At 71.5% G+C, this 20,298-nt stretch carries 22 protein-coding genes and 1 tRNA gene; 11 read left to right on the forward strand and 12 right to left on the reverse strand.

The genetic code is table 11. From position 1 onward, the window contains the following. Window positions 1-41 precede the first annotated feature (41 nt). From LCN96_RS49690 to LCN96_RS49700, 3 genes are all read right to left on the reverse strand, one after another. Window positions 42-1,229, reverse strand: coding sequence for an RtcB family protein (locus LCN96_RS49690; protein WP_225269369.1), 1,188 nt, complete (start codon window positions 1,227-1,229; stop codon window positions 42-44). 81 nt (window positions 1,230-1,310) lie between these two features. Continuing rightward, window positions 1,311-1,634, reverse strand: coding sequence for a cupin domain-containing protein (locus tag LCN96_RS49695; RefSeq protein WP_225269370.1), 324 nt, complete (start codon window positions 1,632-1,634; stop codon window positions 1,311-1,313). Between the two features lie 106 nt (window positions 1,635-1,740). Beyond that, window positions 1,741-3,150, reverse strand: a complete 1,410-nt coding sequence (locus LCN96_RS49700; RefSeq protein WP_225269371.1) for a DHA2 family efflux MFS transporter permease subunit — start codon at window positions 3,148-3,150, stop codon at window positions 1,741-1,743. Between the two features lie 57 nt (window positions 3,151-3,207). Between LCN96_RS49700 and LCN96_RS49705 the strand changes: the two genes are divergently transcribed. From LCN96_RS49705 to LCN96_RS49715, 3 genes are all read left to right on the forward strand, one after another. Continuing rightward, window positions 3,208-3,825, forward strand: coding sequence for a TetR/AcrR family transcriptional regulator (locus LCN96_RS49705; protein ID WP_225269372.1), 618 nt, complete (start codon window positions 3,208-3,210; stop codon window positions 3,823-3,825). A 91-nt stretch (window positions 3,826-3,916) separates the two neighbouring features. After that, on the forward strand, window positions 3,917-4,162 hold the full coding sequence (locus LCN96_RS49710) for a hypothetical protein (RefSeq protein WP_225269373.1): 246 nt from the start codon (window positions 3,917-3,919) through the stop codon (window positions 4,160-4,162). An 11-nt stretch (window positions 4,163-4,173) separates the two neighbouring features. Further along, a complete protein-coding gene (locus LCN96_RS49715; protein ID WP_225269374.1) occupies window positions 4,174-4,581 on the forward strand; it encodes a hypothetical protein in 408 nt (135 codons plus the stop codon). A gap of 14 nt (window positions 4,582-4,595) precedes the next feature. Here the strand turns inward: LCN96_RS49715 and LCN96_RS49720 are convergent, their stop codons facing one another. From LCN96_RS49720 to LCN96_RS49735, 4 genes are all read right to left on the reverse strand, one after another. After that, a complete protein-coding gene (locus LCN96_RS49720) occupies window positions 4,596-5,747 on the reverse strand; it encodes a CU044_5270 family protein (RefSeq protein WP_225269375.1) in 1,152 nt (383 codons plus the stop codon). Beyond that, on the reverse strand, window positions 5,744-6,283 hold the full coding sequence (locus LCN96_RS49725) for an RNA polymerase sigma factor (RefSeq protein ID WP_225269376.1): 540 nt from the start codon (window positions 6,281-6,283) through the stop codon (window positions 5,744-5,746). Before LCN96_RS49725 ends, LCN96_RS49720 begins: the two co-directional genes overlap by 4 nt. Then, window positions 6,273-6,632 carry a hypothetical protein gene (locus tag LCN96_RS49730; RefSeq protein WP_225269377.1) on the reverse strand — a complete coding sequence of 120 codons (360 nt, stop codon included), beginning with the start codon at window positions 6,630-6,632 and terminating at the stop codon, window positions 6,273-6,275. Before LCN96_RS49730 ends, LCN96_RS49725 begins: the two co-directional genes overlap by 11 nt. A 367-nt stretch (window positions 6,633-6,999) precedes the next feature. Continuing rightward, complete coding sequence (locus LCN96_RS49735; RefSeq protein WP_225276231.1) at window positions 7,000-7,272, reverse strand: glutaredoxin domain-containing protein; 273 nt, start codon at window positions 7,270-7,272, stop codon at window positions 7,000-7,002. A 97-nt stretch (window positions 7,273-7,369) separates the two neighbouring features. Here LCN96_RS49735 and LCN96_RS49740 point away from each other — a divergent pair. The 5 genes from LCN96_RS49740 (at window position 7,370) to LCN96_RS49760 (ending at window position 12,309) form a co-directional block, all read left to right on the forward strand. Then, window positions 7,370-7,446 (forward strand) — tRNA-Pro (locus LCN96_RS49740). Window positions 7,447-7,904: 458 nt separating this feature from the next. Beyond that, window positions 7,905-8,498: a PadR family transcriptional regulator gene (locus tag LCN96_RS49745; RefSeq protein WP_225269378.1), complete on the forward strand. Its 594-nt coding sequence runs from the start codon at window positions 7,905-7,907 to the stop codon at window positions 8,496-8,498. Next, window positions 8,495-9,235 (forward strand): ABC transporter ATP-binding protein, encoded by a 741-nt coding sequence (locus LCN96_RS49750; RefSeq protein WP_225269379.1) that lies wholly within the window; start codon window positions 8,495-8,497, stop codon window positions 9,233-9,235. Before LCN96_RS49745 ends, LCN96_RS49750 begins: the two co-directional genes overlap by 4 nt. 35 nt (window positions 9,236-9,270) lie before the next feature. Further along, window positions 9,271-11,061 carry an FtsX-like permease family protein gene (locus LCN96_RS57000; RefSeq protein WP_263657406.1) on the forward strand — a complete coding sequence of 597 codons (1,791 nt, stop codon included), beginning with the start codon at window positions 9,271-9,273 and terminating at the stop codon, window positions 11,059-11,061. A gap of 66 nt (window positions 11,062-11,127) precedes the next feature. Beyond that, window positions 11,128-12,309, forward strand: coding sequence for a low temperature requirement protein A (locus LCN96_RS49760; protein ID WP_225269380.1), 1,182 nt, complete (start codon window positions 11,128-11,130; stop codon window positions 12,307-12,309). 1 nt (window position 12,310) lies between these two features. Here the strand turns inward: LCN96_RS49760 and LCN96_RS49765 are convergent, their stop codons facing one another. Next, window positions 12,311-12,751 (reverse strand): VOC family protein, encoded by a 441-nt coding sequence (locus LCN96_RS49765; protein WP_225269381.1) that lies wholly within the window; start codon window positions 12,749-12,751, stop codon window positions 12,311-12,313. 184 nt (window positions 12,752-12,935) lie between these two features. On the opposite strand from LCN96_RS49765, the gene LCN96_RS49770 reads away from it, so the two are divergent. Beyond that, entirely contained in the window at window positions 12,936-13,244 is a 309-nt protein-coding gene (locus tag LCN96_RS49770) for a hypothetical protein (RefSeq protein WP_225269382.1), read from the forward strand. A 35-nt stretch (window positions 13,245-13,279) separates the two neighbouring features. Next, entirely contained in the window at window positions 13,280-13,966 is a 687-nt protein-coding gene (locus LCN96_RS49775) for a hypothetical protein (protein WP_225269383.1), read from the forward strand. A 17-nt stretch (window positions 13,967-13,983) separates the two neighbouring features. Here LCN96_RS49775 and LCN96_RS49780 read toward each other — a convergent pair whose 3' ends face one another. Continuing rightward, complete coding sequence (locus tag LCN96_RS49780; protein WP_225269384.1) at window positions 13,984-14,589, reverse strand: response regulator transcription factor; 606 nt, start codon at window positions 14,587-14,589, stop codon at window positions 13,984-13,986. Continuing rightward, window positions 14,586-15,683, reverse strand: a complete 1,098-nt coding sequence (locus tag LCN96_RS49785; RefSeq protein ID WP_225269385.1) for a sensor histidine kinase — start codon at window positions 15,681-15,683, stop codon at window positions 14,586-14,588. The genes LCN96_RS49780 and LCN96_RS49785 overlap by 4 nt, the downstream gene beginning before the upstream one ends. Before the next feature lie 339 nt (window positions 15,684-16,022). Here LCN96_RS49785 and LCN96_RS49790 point away from each other — a divergent pair, with 339 nt between their 5' ends. Next, a complete protein-coding gene (locus LCN96_RS49790; protein ID WP_225269386.1) occupies window positions 16,023-16,736 on the forward strand; it encodes a CPBP family intramembrane glutamic endopeptidase in 714 nt (237 codons plus the stop codon). A 16-nt stretch (window positions 16,737-16,752) separates the two neighbouring features. Here LCN96_RS49790 and LCN96_RS49795 read toward each other — a convergent pair whose 3' ends face one another. Next, the gene (locus LCN96_RS49795; protein WP_225269387.1) at window positions 16,753-18,351 is read right to left on the reverse strand and encodes an ATP-binding protein; all 1,599 of its coding nucleotides are present in this window, start codon (window positions 18,349-18,351) and stop codon (window positions 16,753-16,755) included. Between the two features lie 141 nt (window positions 18,352-18,492). Then, window positions 18,493-20,142, reverse strand: a complete 1,650-nt coding sequence (locus LCN96_RS49800; RefSeq protein WP_225269388.1) for an SGNH/GDSL hydrolase family protein — start codon at window positions 20,140-20,142, stop codon at window positions 18,493-18,495. Window positions 20,143-20,298 lie beyond the last annotated feature (156 nt).

The following is a 20,298-nucleotide window of genomic DNA, read 5'->3' on the forward strand; positions in this document are numbered from 1 at the left end:
GGCCACCCCTGCCTTCAAGGGGCGGCCTACGGCCCCATGGTTCAGCCCTTGATGCAGATGAGCTGCCGCAGGTGCGCGACCACCTGCACGAGATCCGTCTGAGCCGCCATCACCGACTCCAGATCCTTGTACGCCCCCGGGATCTCATCCAGCACCCCGGAGTCCTTACGGCACTCCACCCCCGCCGTCTGCGCCTCCAGATCCTTCACCGTGAACGTCTTCTTCGCCTTGTTCCGGCTCATCTTCCGGCCGGCCCCGTGCGAGGCCGAGTTGAACGCCGCCGCGTTGCCCAGCCCCTTCACGATGTACGTCCCGGTGGCCATCGAGCCGGGGATGATCCCCAGCTCCCCCGCCCCGGCCCGGATCGCGCCCTTGCGGGTGACGAGCACGTCCACCCCGTCGTACCGCTCCTCGGCCACGTAGTTGTGGTGGCAGGAGATCGGCTGCTCGAAGGTGATCTCGGGCAGGTGCCGCCGCAGCACGTCGCACACCAGCCCCATCATCAGCGCCCGGTTGCGCCGCGCGTAGTCCTGCGCCCAGAACAGGTCGCGCCGGTAGGCGTCCATCTCCGGCGTGTGGCCGAGGAAGACCGCCAGGTCCCGGTCCACCAGCCCCTGGTTGTGCGTCAGCCCGCGGGCCACCCCGATGTGGTGCTCCGCCAGCTCCTTGCCGATGTTGCGCGAGCCGGAGTGCAGCACGACCCACACCCAGCCCTCGTCGTCGGCGCACACCTCGAGGAAGTGGTTACCGCCGCCGAGCGTGCCCATCTGGACCTCCGCCCGCTCGCGCCGCGCCATCACGGCCGGCGCCAGTTCTTCGAAGCCCTTCCAGAACTCCGCCCATCCGGCCTGCTTGACCCCCTGCACCTTGGCCGGGTCGACCGGCAGCTTGTGGTGCCCGAACCCGACCGGCACCGCCTGCTCCAGCCGCCGGCGCAGGTAGGCCAGGTTGTCGGGGAGCTGCGCGGCCTGGTAGGACGTCTTCACCGCGGTCATCCCGCACCCGATGTCCACCCCGACGGCCGCCGGCGAGACCGCGTCCCGCATCGCGATGACCGAGCCCACCGTCGCGCCCTTGCCGTGGTGCACGTCCGGCATGACGGCGACACCGTGGACCCACTCCAGGTTCGCCACGTTACGCAGCTGCTGCATCGCCTGCGGCTCGACCGTCTCCGGCTCCGCCCACATCCGCAGCGGTCGCCGCGTTCCTGTCACCTCGTTGTACGTCATCTCGTATCGCCTCCTCCCGGTCACACTCCGAACACGATCTATCAGGCCAGAGTTCTCATACCCCCCGCAACCGATTTAGCCTCAGTTGCCGTACTGCTTGGTCTCGGGCTTCTCCACCATGAGCACGTGCGCGGGCTCGTCCGCCACCGGCCGGTGCCGCAGCCCGCGCGGGACGACGAAGATCGAGCCGGGCGTCATGACGACCGGCTCCCGCCCCTCCAGCTCCAGCCGGAACGTCCCGTCCCAGCACAGGAACAGCTCGTCCTCGTCGTGGTAGTGCCAGGGGAACTCGCCGTGGAGCTGGGCCAGCCGGACCACGGCGTCGTTCACCTCGGCGAGCCGGCGCTGCTGCCAGGGGCCGGGCAGCGTCCCGATGGCCTCGGGGACCGATACTGCACCTGTCATGGTTCTGCCTCCTTGATGCGTTGGACGCGTCCCATCACATCGGCAGGAATGGCCCGCTTACAGAGCCAATCTCATCGAATTGGTCCGCCGATCGGTCCAATCGGCTTCACGGCGTGCTCGGCGCTCCTTCCCGTACGGCGGGCTCAGGCGCGCCCGCCCTGCCGCCGGGCAGCAGCGGGACGAGGGCCAGGACGACCAGGTTCGAGGCCACGGCCAGCCAGAACACGCCGCGCAGCCCGTCGATCGCGCTCTCCGCGGTCTGGACGACGAGCGTAACCAGGGCGACACCGAGCGCGGCGCCGAGCTGGTTCAGCATGTAGAGCACCGAGCTGCCCTGCGCCACCATCGGGCCGGGCAGCGTACGGTAGAGGGAGCCCATCGTCGGCGCGCTGAAGCACCCGCTGCCCAGCCCGAACGTCAGCGCGGCCAGCGCCGGCCACATCTCCGGCGTGTCGGGGCCGATCCGCGTGAGGGCCAGCACGCTCGCCACCGCCACCACCGCCCCGCCGGCGGCCAGCCGGCGCGCGCCGAAGCGGTCCGACAGGCGCCCGGCCAGCGGCATCGCGATGGAGCCGCCGAGCCCGAGCGGGGCCATGAGCAGCCCGGCCGCCAGCACGTCGTGGCCATGGGCCTGCTGGTAGTACAGGGGCAGCGCGAACAGCCCCGCGAACAGGCCCATGCCGCCGAGTCCCATGATGGCGACGCTGGCGCTGAAGCTCCGGCTGCGGAACAGCCCGAGGTCGATCAGCGGGCCGGGACGGCGGGCGTGCGTGGCGTACCCGATCAGCAGCACCAGCCCGAGCCCCAGCGGCGCCAGCACCTGCCACACCGCGAACGCCCCCTGCTCGGCCGTCTGCGACAGAGCCAGCACCACGGCGGCGAACCCGGGCCCGAGCAACGCCAGCCCCACCACGTCCAGCCTCGGCACGCGCGCCGGCGCCGGCCCGTCGGCGGGGATCACCCGCAGCGCCAGCACCAGCGCCACGACCCCGACGACCATGCTGATCAGGAACATCGCCCGCCACGACAGCGCACCGAGTATCGCCCCGCCCGCGATCGGCCCGAGCACGGGGCCAAGCGACAGGACCACGCCCATCAGCCCCATCACCCGCCCGGCCCGCTGCGGCCCCGCCGCCCTGGCCAGCAGGATCAGGACGAGCGGATCGAGCAGCCCCGCCCCGGCGCCCTGCACCACCCGGAACGCGATCAGGCTGCCCACGTCCCAGGCCAGCCCGGCGGCCAGCGAGCCCGCCAGGAACAGCACCAGCCCCGCCACCCACAGCCGCTTGCCGCCGTACCGGTCCACGGCCCAGGTCGTGAACGGGATCGTGGCCGTCACCGCCAGCAGGAACCCGGTGGACGCCCAGCCGATCGTGCTCAGTGAGGTGTCGAAGGCGGTGGCCAGGGTGTCCGTGGCGACGGCGGCCATCGTGCTGTTGAGGATGCCCAGCAAGCCGCCGAGCAGGATCACGACGATCAGCCAGAGCAACCGGCCGTCCAATTTTTCTGAACTCATGAGTTCAACATAGACCAGCTCATCCATGAAAGTGAACCAGCGAGTACAATCGGGGCCATGACGACCACACGGGGGCGCATCGACAAGCGGCGGGCGATCCTGGAGGGCGCGTTCACCGTGTTCGCGCGGGAGGGCTACGCCCAGTCCTGCGTGCAGGAGATCGCCCGGGAGGCGGGCGTGGCCAAGCCGACGGTCTACAACCACATGACCGACAAGGCCACACTGTTCCGGCATGCCATGGAGGCCGCCGCCCGCGCCATCCTGGAGCAGCGGATCGCCGCCCTGGAGCCGCTCGGCACCCCCGGCGACGACCTTCGCGCCACGCTGGAGGAGGTCGCGCACACCCTGCTCCGCCTGCACACCGACGGCCGCTCGTGCGCGCTGCGCCGCCTCCTCTACTCGGAGATCACCCACTTCCCCGACATCCTGGACATCGTCAAGGAGAGCGGCCCCGACCGGCTCACCCGGGCGCTCGCCGACCGCCTGGCGCGCCTCGCGCTGGCGGGCCGCCTGCGCGCGGCCGACCCCGACCTGGCGGCCGAGCAGTTCCTGGCACTGCTCCTGGGCCCGCTGGAGGCACGCACACAGCTCGGCACCCGCCAACTGGAGGACGCGCAACTGCGGACGATGGCCGTCGCCACCGTGGACGCCTTCCTCCGAGCATGGAGCGCCTGACAAAGAGAGCGCGGCCTAACCAACACGCATGACGAAATCATGCCGACAAGACCCGTTGTCGATGGTAGCCAAGGGATATAGTCTGCCGCGTGTGGTAGAACGAGACGACTACGCGGCCATCCGCGATCGGATCATCGGGCTCTCCCACCACCACGGCCTGCGCTGCGACTGGGCCGAGACGACCCGGCGGCAGCGGTTCCTGCTGCTGTGGGACGCCGAGGGCCGGGTCGCCGCCCGCGCGATCGTCCCGCTCTACCCCGGGGAGACACCGCACCTGGTGGACTCCCTCGAACGAGGGCTGGCACACCTGTTCGGCGAGGGCTGGCTGAAGGACTGACTGGAGCACCGATGACCGCAGACCGCGTCGACGTCCACGTCACCATGGCCGGCAACCTGTGGCTGGCCCAGGTGGACGGCGTGGCGGGCGGCATGTCCGCGCGGACGCTGCGCGAGCTGCACGCGGACGTGGCCGAGGGGCTCCCGTTCCTGTTCGCCGATCGCGACCGGCCGCCGTCGCCGGTCTTCCACTACACGCTGCCCGGCCTGTCCGAGCAGGACCTCGACGACTTCGCCGCCCTCCAGCGCCAGGCGGCCGCGATCGCCGAGGACTACACGCGGACGCTGAAGAAGCGGGTCAAGCACATGCACGAGCTGGGGCTGTCCGACAGTGACATCGGCGAGCTGCTCGGGCTGACCAAGCAGCGCATCCAGCAGATCCGTACGAACGCCAACGACGAGGCCCGCCAGAGCGGCTGACGGGCCCGCCCGCTTCACGGCCTGTCGTCGGTCCAGCCCGCCTCGATCAGCGCGGTGGAGCTCCAGACGGCGCCCGGCTCGAACCCGGCCTGCAGCCCGCCCGGCTCGACCACCACGTACTCGTGGGCCAGCGCCCGCCCGGTCGCCTCGTCGAAGACCAGCCGGTTCTCGGAGACTCCGCCCCGGTCGTAGCGCTCCCGCATCGACACGGCCGTGCCCTGCCGCCCCTCGGCGTCCGTCACGCTGGCGGTGACCTTGACGTCGTCCAGCTCGGCCAGCATGCGGAACGCCGCCCCCCGCACCTCGGGCGTCACCGGCATGTCCATGATCAGGCCGACGCTGACCCGGAACAGCCACGCGTCCCCCGACAGCTCCTCGCTCGTGGACTCGGTGCCGTGCCCGGCGTAGGAGGCCATCAGCCACTTCTTCAGCTTGCCCGGGTCGCTCGGCAGCGTCCGCAGATCCTTCATGGTGACGTTCTTGCCGAGCCAGAAGACCTTGTCACCGTCCACCAGCGGGGTGTGGCTGGTCCTGGCCTCACCCTCGGCCGTGGACAGGGCCAGCCTCCCCCGCCCCTTGCCCGGCACGAGGACCTCGATCTCGGACGGCGCCCCCGCCTGCTCCCATGCCCTCCGGTCCGCCTCCGTGGCCGGCTCGGCCCCGAGCCGCTGGTCGCCGGCCCACTGCTCGCCTCCGGTGGCGGCGGGCGTCCAGCCCTCGTTCCGCGTCCGGTCCACGACCAGGTAGCCGCCGGTCCTGGCCGCGTACAGGTGCCTGTTCACCGTCACGCTGTGCCACCAGTCGCCGCTCCCGTCGGCCTGACGGTCGGCCTTCTCGGCCGCGGCCAGCAGCACGTCCCGAGCCGACAGCGTCACCCGGGGAGCCGCCGTGGCGGGGCTCGCCGCCGCCTGAGCGCCGTCGGGGGCCCGCGGCGTCGTGGGCGCCGCGCCGCCGCCCGACACGACCACCGCCACCGCCGTCACCGCCGCGGCCGCCGCCCCTGCCAGCCCCAGCCCCCACACGGGCCTGCCCCGCCGTCGCCGCGCGGGGCCCCGCCGGGGTCCGGACATGGCGCGGGCCAGCTCCGCGGCCCTCGTCCCCTCGTCCACCGGCCGGTCGCCGAGGTGCGCGGGCCTGGCGGCCCGAAGTTCGTCGATGGGGTTCATGACCACTCCTCGCTGAGGTTCCGTACGGGGGTCCTGGACCGCTCGGGGGCGCGCCACTCCGGCTCCGCCTCCATGGCCTGTCTGAGCCGCTTGCGCGCCCGATGCAGCCGTACGCGGTACGCCGCCGACGAGCAGCCGATGACCCCGGCGGCCTCCTTGGGCGTCAGCCCGTGCCAGGCGACGAGGATGAGGATCTCCCGGTCGTCCTCCTGCAACGCGGCCAGCGCGCGCAGCACCCCCATCCGCTCCGTCACCTGATCGGCCACGTCCCCCTCGGTCCAGGCTCGCAGCTCGGCGGCCATCGCCTCCCGCCGCAGCTCCGCGCGTACGTTGTCACGCAGCACGTTCCTGGCGACCCCGAGCAACCACGGCAGCGCCGGCTCCGGCACGTCGTCCAGCCGCCGCCAGGCGATCGCGAACGTCTCGCTCACCACCTCGTCGGCCACCTGCCGCCCGGCGCGACTGACCACGTAGGCCCAGACGCGTTGCCGGCATTCGTCGTACATGCCGGTGAACCGGTGCGCATCATCCGTCACCGCCCAGCCCCTTCGTTCGGGATGCGTCGTTCTTCTGACACCAGGAAGTGGTCCGAGCCTTCCCGTTGTTACGCATCACCCGAGATTTCCAGAGGCGGGGCGCCACCACCGGCTCTTCGTTCCCCAGCAGGGACGGCAGGTCCACCAGCAGCACGGCGGACGCGGCCCCATGCCCGTGTTCCGCCAGCAACCCCCTGAGCCGCTCCAGCCGCTCGAGATCGGCCACGCTCCGCCGGGTGTCCGTCGCCTTGGCCTCCCCGAGCACGCCGACGACCGTCCGCCCCGCCTTCTTGTCCAGCGCGATGACGTCGATCTCGTGCTTGGCCTGCCCCTTCCGGTCGTTGACCACGGTCGCCGACACCGTGCCCGCGTTCCCGCACAGCGCCGGGCGGTCTCGCAGCCACTCCCGCGCACACACCCCGAAGTGCGGCCCGAGCGCGCCCGCGACGAAGGCCGGCCGGGAACGACGTCACGCCTCCGCCGATCGCCCCGCATCGACGAGATCGCGCTGCGGCACGGTGATCAGGTTGTGGAAGCGCACGACGGGGTCGGCGACGGTGATCACCGGCCGCCGCTCCCACAGCGGGTCGCTGTCGTAGCGCAGGTATCCGGCGAGCTGGGGTCTGAGATCGACGGCTCCTCACGCAGCGGCAGCCCGCCCTCGCGGAACATCGCCGAGGCCGGGTTGGGCCGACTCCTCCCATTCACCTGAGAATTCACTCCTTGAGCCGCTGAGGCGCATACGTCCTGACAGCGTCCAGCAGCTCACGCCGCGACGGATTCACCATCGGCCTGCCCGCCACCGTCACCGTCGGCACCGTCTCGAAGCCGTTCGCCACCGAGCGCACGAACGCGGCCGCGTCCGGATCCTTCCAGATGTTGACCTTGCGGTAGCGGAGGCCGGTGAACAGCAGGCTGACCCGCAGCTTCATACAGAACGTGCACATCGGCCGCCAGTACATGACGACCTCGTCGCCGCCGTCTCGCATCGTTCCCACCCCAATCTTGATACGTGATGAGTCCGGCTCCTCCTGTAGGGTGGTTGCCGGTCGGACGTCCTTCAAGTCGGGGGGCGGCCGGCGTGACCGGGACGTAGCGCAGCTTGGTAGCGCACTTGACTGGGGGTCAAGGGGTCGCAGGTTCAAATCCTGTCGTCCCGACCAGGTTCTTGCTGGTCGTTGAGGGTGTCACTCTTCCGGGTGGCACCCCTTCGCGTTGATGAGTGACCAACGGGCGAAGAGCGGGTCCATCACCGCAGCTCGATGCGGTCGGCGGCCGAGCAGGTTCGTCGCAGGAGTGCCAGGCGGCCACGCCGCAGCCGGCGTGCACGTCTGCGGGCACACCCTGAGCGGCCAGGGCATCGGCCAAGGCGATGTCGTCCGCATCCATCGTCTGCGCATGCACCAGCCAGGAAGAGCCGCCTCGCCGTAGCGCCGCACCTGCGCGACCAGTCCCTCCGCCGAGCTGCCGGCGACGGCGGCCGGCTCCGCCAGGGTACAGGCCGGCCCTCCAGGCCCGGTTCCGACGACGACGATCCCATCCAGGCCATCCGCCGCCTCCGGTGCGTTTGACAGCTCGCCGGGCCAGCCGCTAGCTATTAGCTAACCGTTAGGGGGATGCCGTGCAGGACGCAGTGCTGGCGATGCTCGCCAAGGAGCAGTCGCATGGGTACGGCCTGCGCGCCCGGCTGCGCCAGAGCCTGGGCCCGCTGGGCGAGTCGATGAACCCCGGCCAGATCTACGTGACCCTGTCCCGCCTGGAGAAGGCCGGGCTGGTCGTCTGCGAGCGGGCCGACGGCCTGCCGGAGCGGCCGGACCGCAAGGTCTACGCGCTGACGCCGGCCGGGCAGCAGCGGGTGGCCGCGTGGCTGGCCGAGGTGGGCTGGCCCAAGCCGGACCTGGCGGAGTTCCATCTCAAGCTCGTCGCGGCGTCGGCCGCCCGGCTGGCCGATCCGATCGAGCTGGTGGCGGCGCAGCGGCGGGAGCTGTTGCGCCGCCTGCGCGAGGCGCAGCAGGCGATCATGGCCGAGCCGGCGGGCTCGAAGGCGGTGCTGCTGCTGGAGGGGGTCGTGCTGCGGCTGCAGGCGGACCTGCGGTGGCTGGAGGCCTGCGAGCGGGCCTGGTCCAGGACGGGCGGGTTCCCGGACGACGACAGACCGGACGACGACAGACCGGACGACGACAGACCGGACGACGACAGAGTTGAGGGTGTGTGAGCGAGTCGAGTGCCGTCGTCCGGATTCGTGACCTGGTGAAGGAGCACGGTCAAGGGGAGAGCCGGGTGCGGGCGGTCGACGAGGTCGACCTGGAGGTGCCCGAGGGGCAGACCGTCGCGGTGATGGGCCCGAGCGGCTGTGGGAAGTCGACCCTGCTGCACCTGCTCGGTGGCCTGGAGCGGCCGTCACGCGGGGAGGTGTGGCTGGCCGGGCGGCGCATCGACAACCTGAGCGAGCGGGCGCTGGCCCGCATGCGGCGCCAGTCGGTGGGGTTCATCTTCCAGGCGTTCCACCTGGTGGAGGAGCTGTCGGCGGCGGAGAACGTGGAGCTGCCCGCGCTGCTGGCCGGCCGTTCGCCGCGGCAGGCCAGGCGCCGCGCGAGCGCCCTGCTCGAACGGGTCGGGCTCGCGGCGCGGGCCCGGCACCTGCCGTCGCAGCTGTCGGGCGGGCAGCGCCAGCGGGTCGCCGTCGCCCGGGCGCTGGCCAACGAGCCGCTGGTCGTGCTGGCCGACGAGCCCACCGGCAACCTCGACAGCGCGGCGACGCTCGACGTGCTGCGGATCTTCGCGGAGCTGCGGTCCGCCGGGCAGACGCTGGTGATCGTCACGCATGACGAGCGCGTCGCGGCCACCGCGGACCGGCTGGTCTCGATGCGCGACGGGATGTTCGTCGACGACACCCGGCTGGCGGGTTCCCAACCGCGCGGGCTCGGCGGGCTGATCGGGCTGGAGTGCTGAAGCACCATGCTCATGGGATCGGAGGGCTGAGCGCCGTGGGCTCCATCGTGCTCGTCGCGCGCCTCGTGCTGGCCGACGTCCGCCGGCACCGGGCCCAGGCCGTGATGCTCCTGCTCGCGGTCACCGTGGCCACCGCCACGCTGGCCCTGGGCCTGTCCCTGCGCGGCGCGACCGACGCCCTGTACGCGCAGACCCGCGCGGCCACCGCCGGCCCCGACGTGGTGGCGCTGTCCGGCGACACGGGCCCGGCCGTGACCTCGGCCCTGACCTCGCTGGCCGAGGATCCCGAGGTGGTCGGCCACCACGGCCCGTACCGCATCGTCTACGCGAACCTCACCGCGCGCGGCTCCGTGACGTCCGCGGTGGTGGTGCACGGCTTCGCCGAGCGGCTCGGCGCGCTCAACCGCCCGCTGGTGACCTCGGGCCAGTGGGTACGCCCCGGCGGCACGGTCCTCGAACGCGGCTTCGCCACCGCGCTGGACGTGGGCGTCGGCGACCGGGTCAGCATCGCCGGCCAGTCCTACCCCGTCGTCGGCATCGCCGTCACCGCGGCCACCTCCGTCTACCCGGGCGCGGCGCAGGTCGGCCCGGGCGGCGGCCCCACCGACTACACCGGCCTGGCCTGGATGACCCGCTCCGACGCCCGCGCCCTGGCCGGCTCCCACGACCTGCCGGTGACCCTGGCCATGGACCTCAAGCTGCGCGACCCCGCCACGGCCGACGCCTTCGCCGAGGCCCACCGCAGCACCGAGGCCCGGGTGAACGAGCACAGCTGGCAGTTCAAGGCCGAGCAGGACGCCCGCATCCTCAAGGACAGCCAGCCGATCCTCGTCGTCGGCAGCTGGCTGCTCAGCTTCCTGGCCGTCATCGGCGTGGCGGCGCTGGCGGCCGGCCGCGCCATCGAGCAGACCCGCCGGGCCGGGCTGCTCAAGGCCGTCGGCGCCGGGCCGGGGCTGATCGCGACCGTCCTGCTCACCGAGTACCTGGCGCTGGCGCTGCTCGGCGACGCGCTGGGCCTGCTGATCGCCCGCCTGGCCGTGCCCGTCATCGCCAGCCCGACCGCCAGCCGGATCGGCGACGTGCCGGGGCCGGACGCCGCCACCGTGATCACCGCGACCGTGCTCGCCGTGGTCGTGGCGGTGCTGTCCACGCTGCGTCCCACCCTGCGGGCGATGCGCACGGCGACCGTCACGGCGCTGTCCGCCACCGTGCGTCAGCCCCGGCACCGCCCCTGGCTCACCGCACTGTCCGCGCTGCTGCCCACGCCGCTCCTGCTCGGGCTGCGGCTGACCGCCCGCCGCCCCGGCCGCGCCGTGCTGCAGGCGTGCTCCACCGCCACCACGCTGGTCGGGCTCATCGCCCTGCTGGCCCAGCACGCCCAGCCGGAGCGCGGCTATGGCCTGAACGGCTCCTTCGTCCTGCCCAACCTGCGCGGCGAGCACGACCGGCGGCTGCTGCTCGCCGTCACCGTCCTGCTGATCGTCCTCGCCCTCGTGAACACCGTCACCTTCACCTGGACCACCGCCGTCGAGGCCCGCGCGAACATGGCCATCGCCCGCGCCCTCGGCGCCACCCCCGGGCAGGTGTCCGCGGGGCTGTCCACCGCCCAGCTCCTGCCCACCCTGGCCGGCGTCCTCATCGGCCTGCCGCTCAGCGCCGGCGTCGTAGCGATCTTCAGCGCCCCGAACGCGGTCGATCCACCCACCTCCTGGATCGTCACCGCCGTGCTCGCGACCCTGCTGGTGACGGCGGCGCTCACCGCCCTGCCCGCCCGCCTGGCGGCCCGCCGCCCGGTCGCCCAGACCCTCAGCGCCGAGGCCACCTGACCCCGCCCGCCAGGTCGGCATCCTCCACACCTCCCCCAGCTCGCGGCCCGGTTCTATCCTCAAGCCGTGAGCGAAGCCGAAGAGCGTCACGCAAGCTGGCTCGAGCTGTTCTTCGATCTCGTGGTGGTCGTGGCGGTGGCGCAGCTCGCCCAGCGGCTGCGGCACCCCACGTGGGCGGGCGTCGCCCTGTTCGTGCTGATGTACTACGCCGTCTGGAGCATCTGGACGACGCTCACGCTGTACTCCAACGTGCGCGCCGAACGCACCAGGACCCGCAGCATGCTCATCGGCATGTTCTGCATCGCCGTCATGGCCGCCGCCATCCCGGACGTCGCCAGGGACGGCGGCCTGCACGAAGGCTGGTTCATCGCCGCCTACATCATCTGCCGCATCGGCGCCTCGCAGACGTTGCAGCAGTCGGGGACGATCATGACGGCGTGGCCGGCCGCCCAGCTCGGCGCGGGGCTGCTGCCCTGGCTCGTCTCCATCTGGGCCGACCAGCCGCTGCGTTACCTGCTGTGGGGCCTCGGCCTGGCGCTCGACATGGCCTTCTCCGTCCTGCGGAGCCGGGACCCGCAGCGGCTGATCGCCGTGATGGAGCGGCAGGCCCGCCGGTTCTACGCGCGCGCACGGCGCTGGGAGGGCGCGGACAGGCAGGCGTCACCTGCCCCCAAGGTCGCCGCGGCCGTGCTCGACCCGGCGCACCTGTCGGAGCGGCTGGGCCTGTTCGTGATCATCGTGCTCGGCGAGGCGGTCGCGCAGGTCATCCTGTCCTCGTCGGGCATGGCCTGGGACTGGCGGTTCGCGCTGGCGGCACTGGCCGCCTTCGGGCTGATCGTCGCGTTATGGTGGCTCACGGTCCGGTTCGGCATCAACACCGTCGTGGGTCCCAGCGATCGCCCGATGAAGGCGTACGTGGCCCTGCCCGCGCACTTCGCCATGACGGCGGGCCTCACCGCGACGGCGGCCGGGCTGGGCGTGGCCGTCACACAACCGGCGGCGCCGCTGCAGGGCGGGATCGAGTGGGTGCTCGGGGGCGGGCTGGCCTGCTACTTCGCCGCCTCCACCGTGCTCGGCGCCGCGGCCAGGGCCGAGCGGCGGTGGTTGTGGTCGTGGGGCATACCGTGCGTGGTCGCGCCGTTGGTGGTGGCGGCCGTGGCGGGGGTGGTGCCGGGCTGGGTGGTGGTCGCCTCGTCGCTGGGGGTGGCTCTGTGGCGGGTCGCCTATCGGCCCAGGGAAGGCTTGTAGTTCAGGTCAGCTGTTCCGCCAGCCCGACGATGATCCCCTCAGGACCACGGAGGTAGCACAGCAGGTAGCTGTCCCCGAACCGCGCCACCTCCCCGACGAGCTCGGCACCGTGGGCGCACAGCCGGGCGACCGTGCCCTCGACGTCATCGACGGCGAACATGATCCGGCGGATCCCCAGCGTGTTCACCGGCGCCTGCGCAGGTCCCGCGCTGACCGCCTCCGGCGTGTGGAACTTCGCCAGCTCCACCCGGCCGTGACCGTCCGGCGTGCGCAGCATGGCCACGTCCTGCCTGACGTCGTCGATCCCGATGATCCGCTCCACCCAGCGCCCCTCGACCGGCCCCTTGCCCTCCAGCTCCATGCCGAGCTCGACGAAAAACGCGATGACGGCATCGAGGTTCTCGACCACGATGAGTACGTTGTCCATCCGCTGGATCGTCATGCCGGGTCTCCTTCGTGTCGCGCGGCCCCGGTGGCCGCGTCCACATCTGGGACGAAGCTGACGGGCCGTTCTCGACATCAACCCGCAAGCTCTTCAGGAGGTGGTCATGACCCCGGACGGCACAGCACCTGAGACACGGCCGGCCGCTCCTCCCCCGCCGCCGAGCCCCCAGCAACTCGCCGACATGACAGCCGTCGCCCGCAGCCTGGCCGCCGCGCACCAGGAGCAGGATCCCCTCGATCTCCGCTACATCGCCTCGACCCGGCAGGCGGTCCTGCGGGCCACCACGCCCTCACGCCCCGTGGGGGACGCGGGTGTCTACGTGATCCAGTTGGAGGGGAACTTCCGGCGGCAGGTCCGGCATAGGGAGAAGACGTTGCACGGCACGTCCATGATCATCATCATTGACGCCGAGACCGGGCAGGTCACGGACTTGAGCATCTCGCCCCAGCCCTTCGACCTGCGAGGGCTGGGACGGGCAGTTCCGCTGTGAGCCCCGGTCCTGCCATGAACCTGAGGACAGCGGCGATGAAGAGAGTCGTGTTCGTGGACTGGCACGGCGTGCTGTCCTGCGACCCCTTCTGGGCGTCCATCCGGGACGACCCCCGGCACCCGCTGCACACCCCGCTCGTGCAGAGCCTGGCCCCGGTCTTCGCCGGTGAGCGGGCGCACGCCTGGATGCGGGGCGAGCTGTCCTACGCCCAGATCATCTCCGGCCTCGGCATCAAGCTGGACCGCCGGTTCCGCGCCGACTTCCTGCACCGGCGGCTGCTCGCCGACTGCGCCAGGATGCGGGTCAACGTCCCGTTGCTAGAACTGCTCCTCGAAATCAGGACGCTCGCGTCGATCGTCGTGGCCACCGACAACATGGACTGCTTCGCCGAGACCTTCAGGCGGCTGCGCGCGGCACGGCGCCCCACAGGCCGCCGCTCGACGGAGACGCTGGCCACCTGGGCCCCCGTCTGTGACGACCTCATCTCCTCCAGCGACGTCGCGGTGCTCAAGGACGAGGACGCCGCCAGGTTCTTCGGGCCCTGGCTGAGCCGGCACGGCATGACGTTCCGGGACGCGCTGCTCATCGACGACTCCACCAGCGACTGCGCCGCCTTCCGCGAGCAGGGCGGGACCGCTCTGCGCTGGAGGATGGGCGACGACGACCTCAGCGAGGTCGCAGCCGTCCTGAGCCGATGGCTCGGCCACGCCTCGAAGCCATGAGGGCCGCCCGGCCCGGCTCACAACAGCCAGTCGTGCTCACGCGCGTACCGCGCCGCCTCGTGCCGGGTCCGGGTCTGGGTCTTCTGCATCGCGCTGGACAGGTAGTTGCGCACCGTACCCTCCGCCAGGTGGACCCGGGCGGCGATGTCGGCGATCGAGTAGCCTTCGCCGGCCACCCGCAGCACGTCGAGCTCGCGGTCCGTGAGCGGGCAGTCGTCGATGATGGCCAGGGCGGAGACGTCCGAGTCGATCCATCGCCTGCCCTCGTGCAGGGTCCTGATGACCGAGACGATGTGCGCAGGCTCGGCCGACTTGCTGACGAACCCCTGCACCCCGAGCTTCAGCGCCCTGCGCAGCACGCCCGGCCTGGCATGGCGGGTCAGCATGAGGATCACCTGCTCCGGCAGCTCCCGCCGGATCCGCGCGACGGCGCCGAGCCCGTCCGTCCCGGGCATCTCCAGGTCGATGACCAGCACGTCCGGACGGTGCCGCAGCGTCGCCTGGACGGCCGCCTCGCCGTCCTCGGCCTCGGCGAGCACGGTGATCTCGCCCTCCAGCGGGAGCAACGACGCCAGCGCCTTACGCAGGAGGGCCTCGTCGTCGGCGAGCACCACGGTGGTCATCGGTCGTCCTTCCAGGAACCGGAGGCTTGCCGGTGGGCGGGATTCGAGGGGCCGCGCGGGAAGGTGGCGGCGGTCAGGAACCGGCCGTCCTCCTGCTCCGCCGTCAGCTCGCCTCCGTCGGCCGCCACGCGCTCCCTGAGCGTGGCGAGACCCCCCAGCTCGGGCGCCGGGGAGTCCTGCGCGCCGTCGTTGACGATGGTGATGCCCGTCGCCGACAGGGTGATGCGCACCCACGTGGCCTGCGCGTGCCGCAAAATGTTCGTCGTGGTCTCGCGCAGGACCTGGCCGAGCAGCTCGCCCGTGCGGGCCTCGGCCTCGCCCTCGCGCTCGACGCGCACGTTGATGTCGGCGGCCTCGAAGAGGTTCTTGGCGTTCTCCAGCTCCGCCGACAGGTTCAGCCGCCGCTGCGCGTAGGCGAGCTGCTTGGTCTGGGCGATGGTCTCGCCGACCAGGGCGTGGATCTCGCGCAGCTCCTGCTCGGCCCGTTCCGCGTCGGTACGCACCAGCTTCTGCGCCAGCGCGGCCTTGAGCTTCACGACGTGCAGCGTGTGGCCCTGGATGTCGTGCAGGTCGCTGGCGAACCGCATGCGTTCGCGGACGACGGCCAGCTCCGCCTCACGCTCCCGGGCCTCCTCCAGGTCCGCGACGACGGCGTAGAACCTCTGGTTGGGGAACATCAGCCCGGTCAGGACGGCCGTGATGCCCGCCGGGATGATGACATAGCGCACCAGAACGCCGGAGGGATCGTCCTGCGTCACCAGCAGTCTCGCCAGGCCCACCGCGGCGACGTAGGCGGTCAGGCCCAGCGCCGCCGCTCCCCGGTGACGGCGCAGCTGGGAGACGACGAGCGGCCCCACGATCGAGAGGCCGTAGAACGCGACGCTGCCGTCCATCGCCAGCGCGCCGAACGCCCACACGGCCGCCGCGACGATCAGGCACGGCAACGCGACGCGGGCGAGGTCCCGCGCCGCCCACCGCACGAACGTCACCAGGGCCGCGACCACGCCCAGCGCCAGGACCACGGCCTCCCACCAGGCCCGGGCATCGACGGCCACCACCAGCGCGCCCATCGCGGCGAGAAGCGGGAGGAACATGATCAGGTTGAGCTCCCGCAACCGTCCCCACGCCCTCGGGGCGCGCTCCGGCCTGGCGTCCGGCGCTCCCTCTGAGCGGGCTCGCCTCATCCGCTTCGTCCGGGAACGTACGTCGCCGGGCGGCGTAGCGTGAGGACGGCGGCAGGGGCGGCGCTCAGCGGGACGGATCGCATGCGGATGGCTTCTCCGGGACGGAACGGCAGAGTCTGACCATTGTTTTCCCCGTTCCCGTGCCGGCACCAGTGACACCGTGTCATGGGTTCGGCCGCGGGGGTGTCATGGGAGGTCGTGACGCGGCGCCACTGACGGACGAGCGCGGCGACGGGTGGGATGGGCCGCATGACCTTCCGCGCTCCTGACCCCGCTACCGCTGAGGTCGCACCGCCGGTGCGGCCGGGCCGGCCCGAAATCGTGGCCGGCCTGCTCGCGTTCACCGCCGCCGGAGCTGTGGCCGTGCTCTTCGGCCGGCTGGGGCTGGATCCGGTGGTGTACGGGCTGGTCCTGGCCGCCTGGTCGGGCCTGGCCGCTCTCGTCGGGTTCGCCGTGGCGGTGCTCGTACGCATCCGGTCGCTCAGCGCGTTCGGGGTGCGGCGCACCACCTGGCGCTGGATGCTCGTGGGCGCGGGCGTGGGGGTGATCGCCCTCGTGCTCAAGGGCCTGGTGAACTACGCCGTCATCGCCCTGACCGGGCTCGACTCCGACCCGCAGGGCATGTACTACGACGCGGCCGGCGGCGGGGTGCTGCCCCTGATCCTGACGATGCTGTTCCTGGCCGTGCTCACCCCCATCGGGGAGGAGTTCCTCTTCCGCGGGGTGCTGGCCAACGCCCTGCTGCGTTACGGGCCTGTCGTCGGCGTTCTGGGCAGTTCGGTGGTGTTCGCCCTCTTCCACGGCGTCAACATCGTCCTGCCGTCGGCGCTCGTGGTGGGCCTGGCCGCCGCCGAGGTGATGCGGCGCAGTGGGTCGATCTGGCCGGCGGTGGCCGTGCACAGCGTCAACAATTTGGCGTTGCCACTGCTGGTGTTCTTCACCGGGACGGCTGGGCCGGGCTGATCCTTTTGCGAGGTTCTCATATCCGCAGGACGGTGACCTGGCGGCCGGACGGGGTGGTCGCCTGCTCGAAGCCGCCGCGTTCCCGCCACGGCGGGGCCTCGGGGCGGCGGTCGAAGATCACCAGTACGCCGGTGGTGAGGGTGAGGCGGTCGAGATAGCGGTCGAGCCGGGCCAGGCCGTCGGGCATCGGGTCGTTCTCGCCGGCCCGCCAGACCTTCAGCTCCATGGCCTCGCGCTGCATCAGCCGCTCGCCGCCGGGGCCGGGGTAGGGCCAGCGGACGAATACGTCCAGGCGTTTGGTGCCTGCGGCGTACTCGCGGTCGAGGTAGCCGCCGCCGTTGACCAGGCGGTGCAGGAAGGCCATCAGGATGATCTGGCAGGCGGCCTCGTGGTAGCCCTCCTGTCGGATGAGCACCTCGCCGTGCTCCCGCCAGAACACCACGAACTCCTCAAGCAGGCGCGGCAGGTCGAAGCGACCGTCCGGCAGCACGAAGCTGTGCGGCTCGGCCATCACAAACCGCTCCGCGCGAGCGCCAAGGACCCGCAGCAGAACCTCTCGATAGATCGGATTGGCGATCTCCAGCCTCCTCGTGTCAGAGATGAGGCCCAGATCGTGGACGTAGGAGGCGTCGTCGTCGATGCTGTCGTCCGTGCTCGGCATCGTGCCGGCAAGGATGGGTTCGATCACTCGCGTGACCCGGGGCTCGTACAGCCGGGCCGTCAGGGCGTCCAGGTGGGTGGCGCGCGCCCGGATAAGCCGTTCCTTGGCTTCCTCCACCTGCTCGGTGGCGATGTGGCCGGTCACCCCCATCTTGAAGGTGATCTCATGAGCGACGGCATTGACCAGCCAGGGCTGCCCCTGGGTCAGCTCGAAGACCCGGTCCACGGCGTCCTTGGTGAACTTCTGGCCGGTCGCCTGGGTGTGCTGATCGTACAGCTCGGCGATCTGGTCGGTGGTGAAGTCGCTCAGGCGCAGCGACTCGGCGATGATGTTGAACGGGCTGGCCGCGTTGTGGCGGTCGGCTGCGCCTCCGGATGCGACCTTGTAGTCACGCACGTCGCGCAGCCCGCACAGCACCACGGACGCGGGAAACGACTGGCTACCATGCCGTGCGTTGTGGCCCTCGCGGAGCTGGCTGAGGATGCTCACCAGGCTGTTGCCCTGCAAGGCGTCGATCTCGTCCATGAACAGCACCACCCGGCGCGGGCAGCGAAGGCACCACTCGGTCAGCGCCGAGATGAACCGGCCGCCCGGCGTGCCCTGCGGCCAGGGATCCGGCGGCAGCAGCTCCGGCGGCCATCCCGCCCCTTCTGCGGCGCGGCGAAGAGATTCCAGCAGAAGCGACTCAGCTGCGGCGTAGTCGTCACCGGCCGACTTGGCGCGCTCGCAGGAGAACATCACCGCGGCGATGTCACCCTCGGCGGTCAGCTCGGAAGCCAGGGCGTTGAGCGTGGTCGTCTTACCGGTCTGCCGGGGCGCGTGCAGCACGAAGTAGCGATCCATCTCGATCAGCACCCGCGCGTCGGGAAGCCGTGGCGCGGGAGGCAGCATGTAGTGGCGCCGCGGATCGCAGGGGCCGGTGGTGTTGAACGACCTCGCCAAGGGTTGCCGCATGATCACACTCTGTCACAGTTGAGAACTGTGCGCCTGGCACAACGGATCACCCGACCTCGCAGCCGTCCCCGGCCGACGTTCGACGGCCCACCACCTACAGGAGCAGGGGTGGGCCGAGTCGCCGAAGGGCGTGGGTCGCGATCAGTAATCGAAAATCAGCCCGATGCCCGGGACGCACTTGGGCGACTTGGGAGCCACGAGCAGCTCGTGCACGGACCTCGGAGGCTGCAACGGCCCGTCCTGGATCTGCACCCTCGCGTAGTACTCGGAGAAGACCGGCCGGAAGATGTCACACGGATCCTTGGGCACGTACTGGGCCGGGATCCAGGTGGACTCCCCACCGCCGCCTCCCCCACCGGGTGTGCCGGTGTCGGGGCCGCCCGGGGTGGGCGGGCCGGGGAACGGCCGGACCCGGTTCGGGTCGAACCAGAGCTCCTTGGACAGCACGATGCCGTCCGGGGTGATGGAGCGGCACAGGCTGTCGATGTCGGTGTCCTCGCAGAGCTGCGCCCCGTTGGTGACCGCCCAGTCCAGCACCGCCTGCCTGTCCTCGGGCACCGCGGCCAGCGGCTTCGGGTCCATGGTCAGGGCGTCGAACTTCGGCCCGTTCGGGAAGAGGGCCGGCATCTTGGCGGCCAGGAAGGTCGCCAGCGCCTTGCCGATGGCCACCGCGCCGAGCTCGTTGGGGTGGAAGCTCTCCTGGTAGGACTGGAACGGCTTGCTCAGCAGCAGGTTCGGGCGGTGGACGAGGCCCTGGAAGTACGAGTCGGGCTCGCCGAGCTCATGCCCGGCGACCACGCTCGTGCCGTTCGGCCCGGCCGTGTTCGGGTCGAAGATGTGCACCTTGGTCTGCGGGTGGTTGGCCTGGAACTGCGCCACCCCGTCCCGGATGGCCTGGTTCACCCTGGCCGCGAACGGATACATCAGGTCCATGGTCCGGCCGGTGATCTCCGTGATGCCGGTGTTGCCCGACGGCTTGATCCCCAGCGGGTAGAGCGCCACCACGATCTCGGCCACCGGGTGCGTCTCCCGGACACTCCACAGCCCCTGGGCGACCTTGTTCTTCAGGTCGTTGATGCGCGGCTCCAGCCGGCTGAGCTCCATGCTGACCGACACCTCCTGGTCGGTCTCCCACGTCAGCGATCCCATGAGGGCTCCGTTGGGCCGGAACAGGAACGCCGTGGCCGCGGTGCTGACCAGGTCGGCGAAGCCGGCGTCGTTGCCGCCGAGCCCGAAGTAAGCGATCTTGGCCATGGTCGGGACGTCGTGGGCCTGCGGCGGGTTCCGGACGGCCGTTCCGCCCTTCTTCTCCTTCTGCTCCTCGTCGAGGTGCTTGATCCACGCGCCGGACGAGGCCTTGAAGAAGAGCCGGTCCTTGCCGATCGCCTGCTCCATCTTGTCCGAGGTGAGCGTCATCCTGCGCAGCGGATTGCGGCCCATCTCCAGTGCCGCCCAGGCGACGTAGAAGGGGGCCAGGCCGCTCCTGTGCCTGAAGTCCTCCGAGCCGTCGGCGTTCGGCACGTACGTGTGGTTGTGGCTGGCGCCCTCGCCGCTGGTGTAGCTGTCGCCGTAGACGACCGAGTCGTACGGCTCCGGATCCGGCCCCTGGAGACAGGTGGGCGCGCACGGTAACACGATCGGTGGCGTCGGCCCGAGCGTCGGGAACGGAACCCCGGGCGGCGGCACCGGCGTGACCGGCCCCGGCGGGGGCAACGTGGGCCGGGGCGGCACCGGTACCAGATCGGCGCCGGCCGGAGCCGCCGACAGGACCAGCCCCAGAACGGCGAGCAACGCCGTCACCACGACGCGTGCCCTGACGCGCCCTCCAGCCCTCGCACGTCTTTCGACCCGGAAAGGTGACACGTGAACCTCCCTCGCTGATCGCGTGACTTGCCGCAGCAGCATGCTCCGCGAGGGCCCGCGCTAGCATCGGGCGGTTCCCTAACC

The sequence above is a fragment of the Nonomuraea gerenzanensis genome, from assembly GCF_020215645.1.
Taxonomy (GTDB): domain Bacteria; phylum Actinomycetota; class Actinomycetes; order Streptosporangiales; family Streptosporangiaceae; genus Nonomuraea; species Nonomuraea gerenzanensis.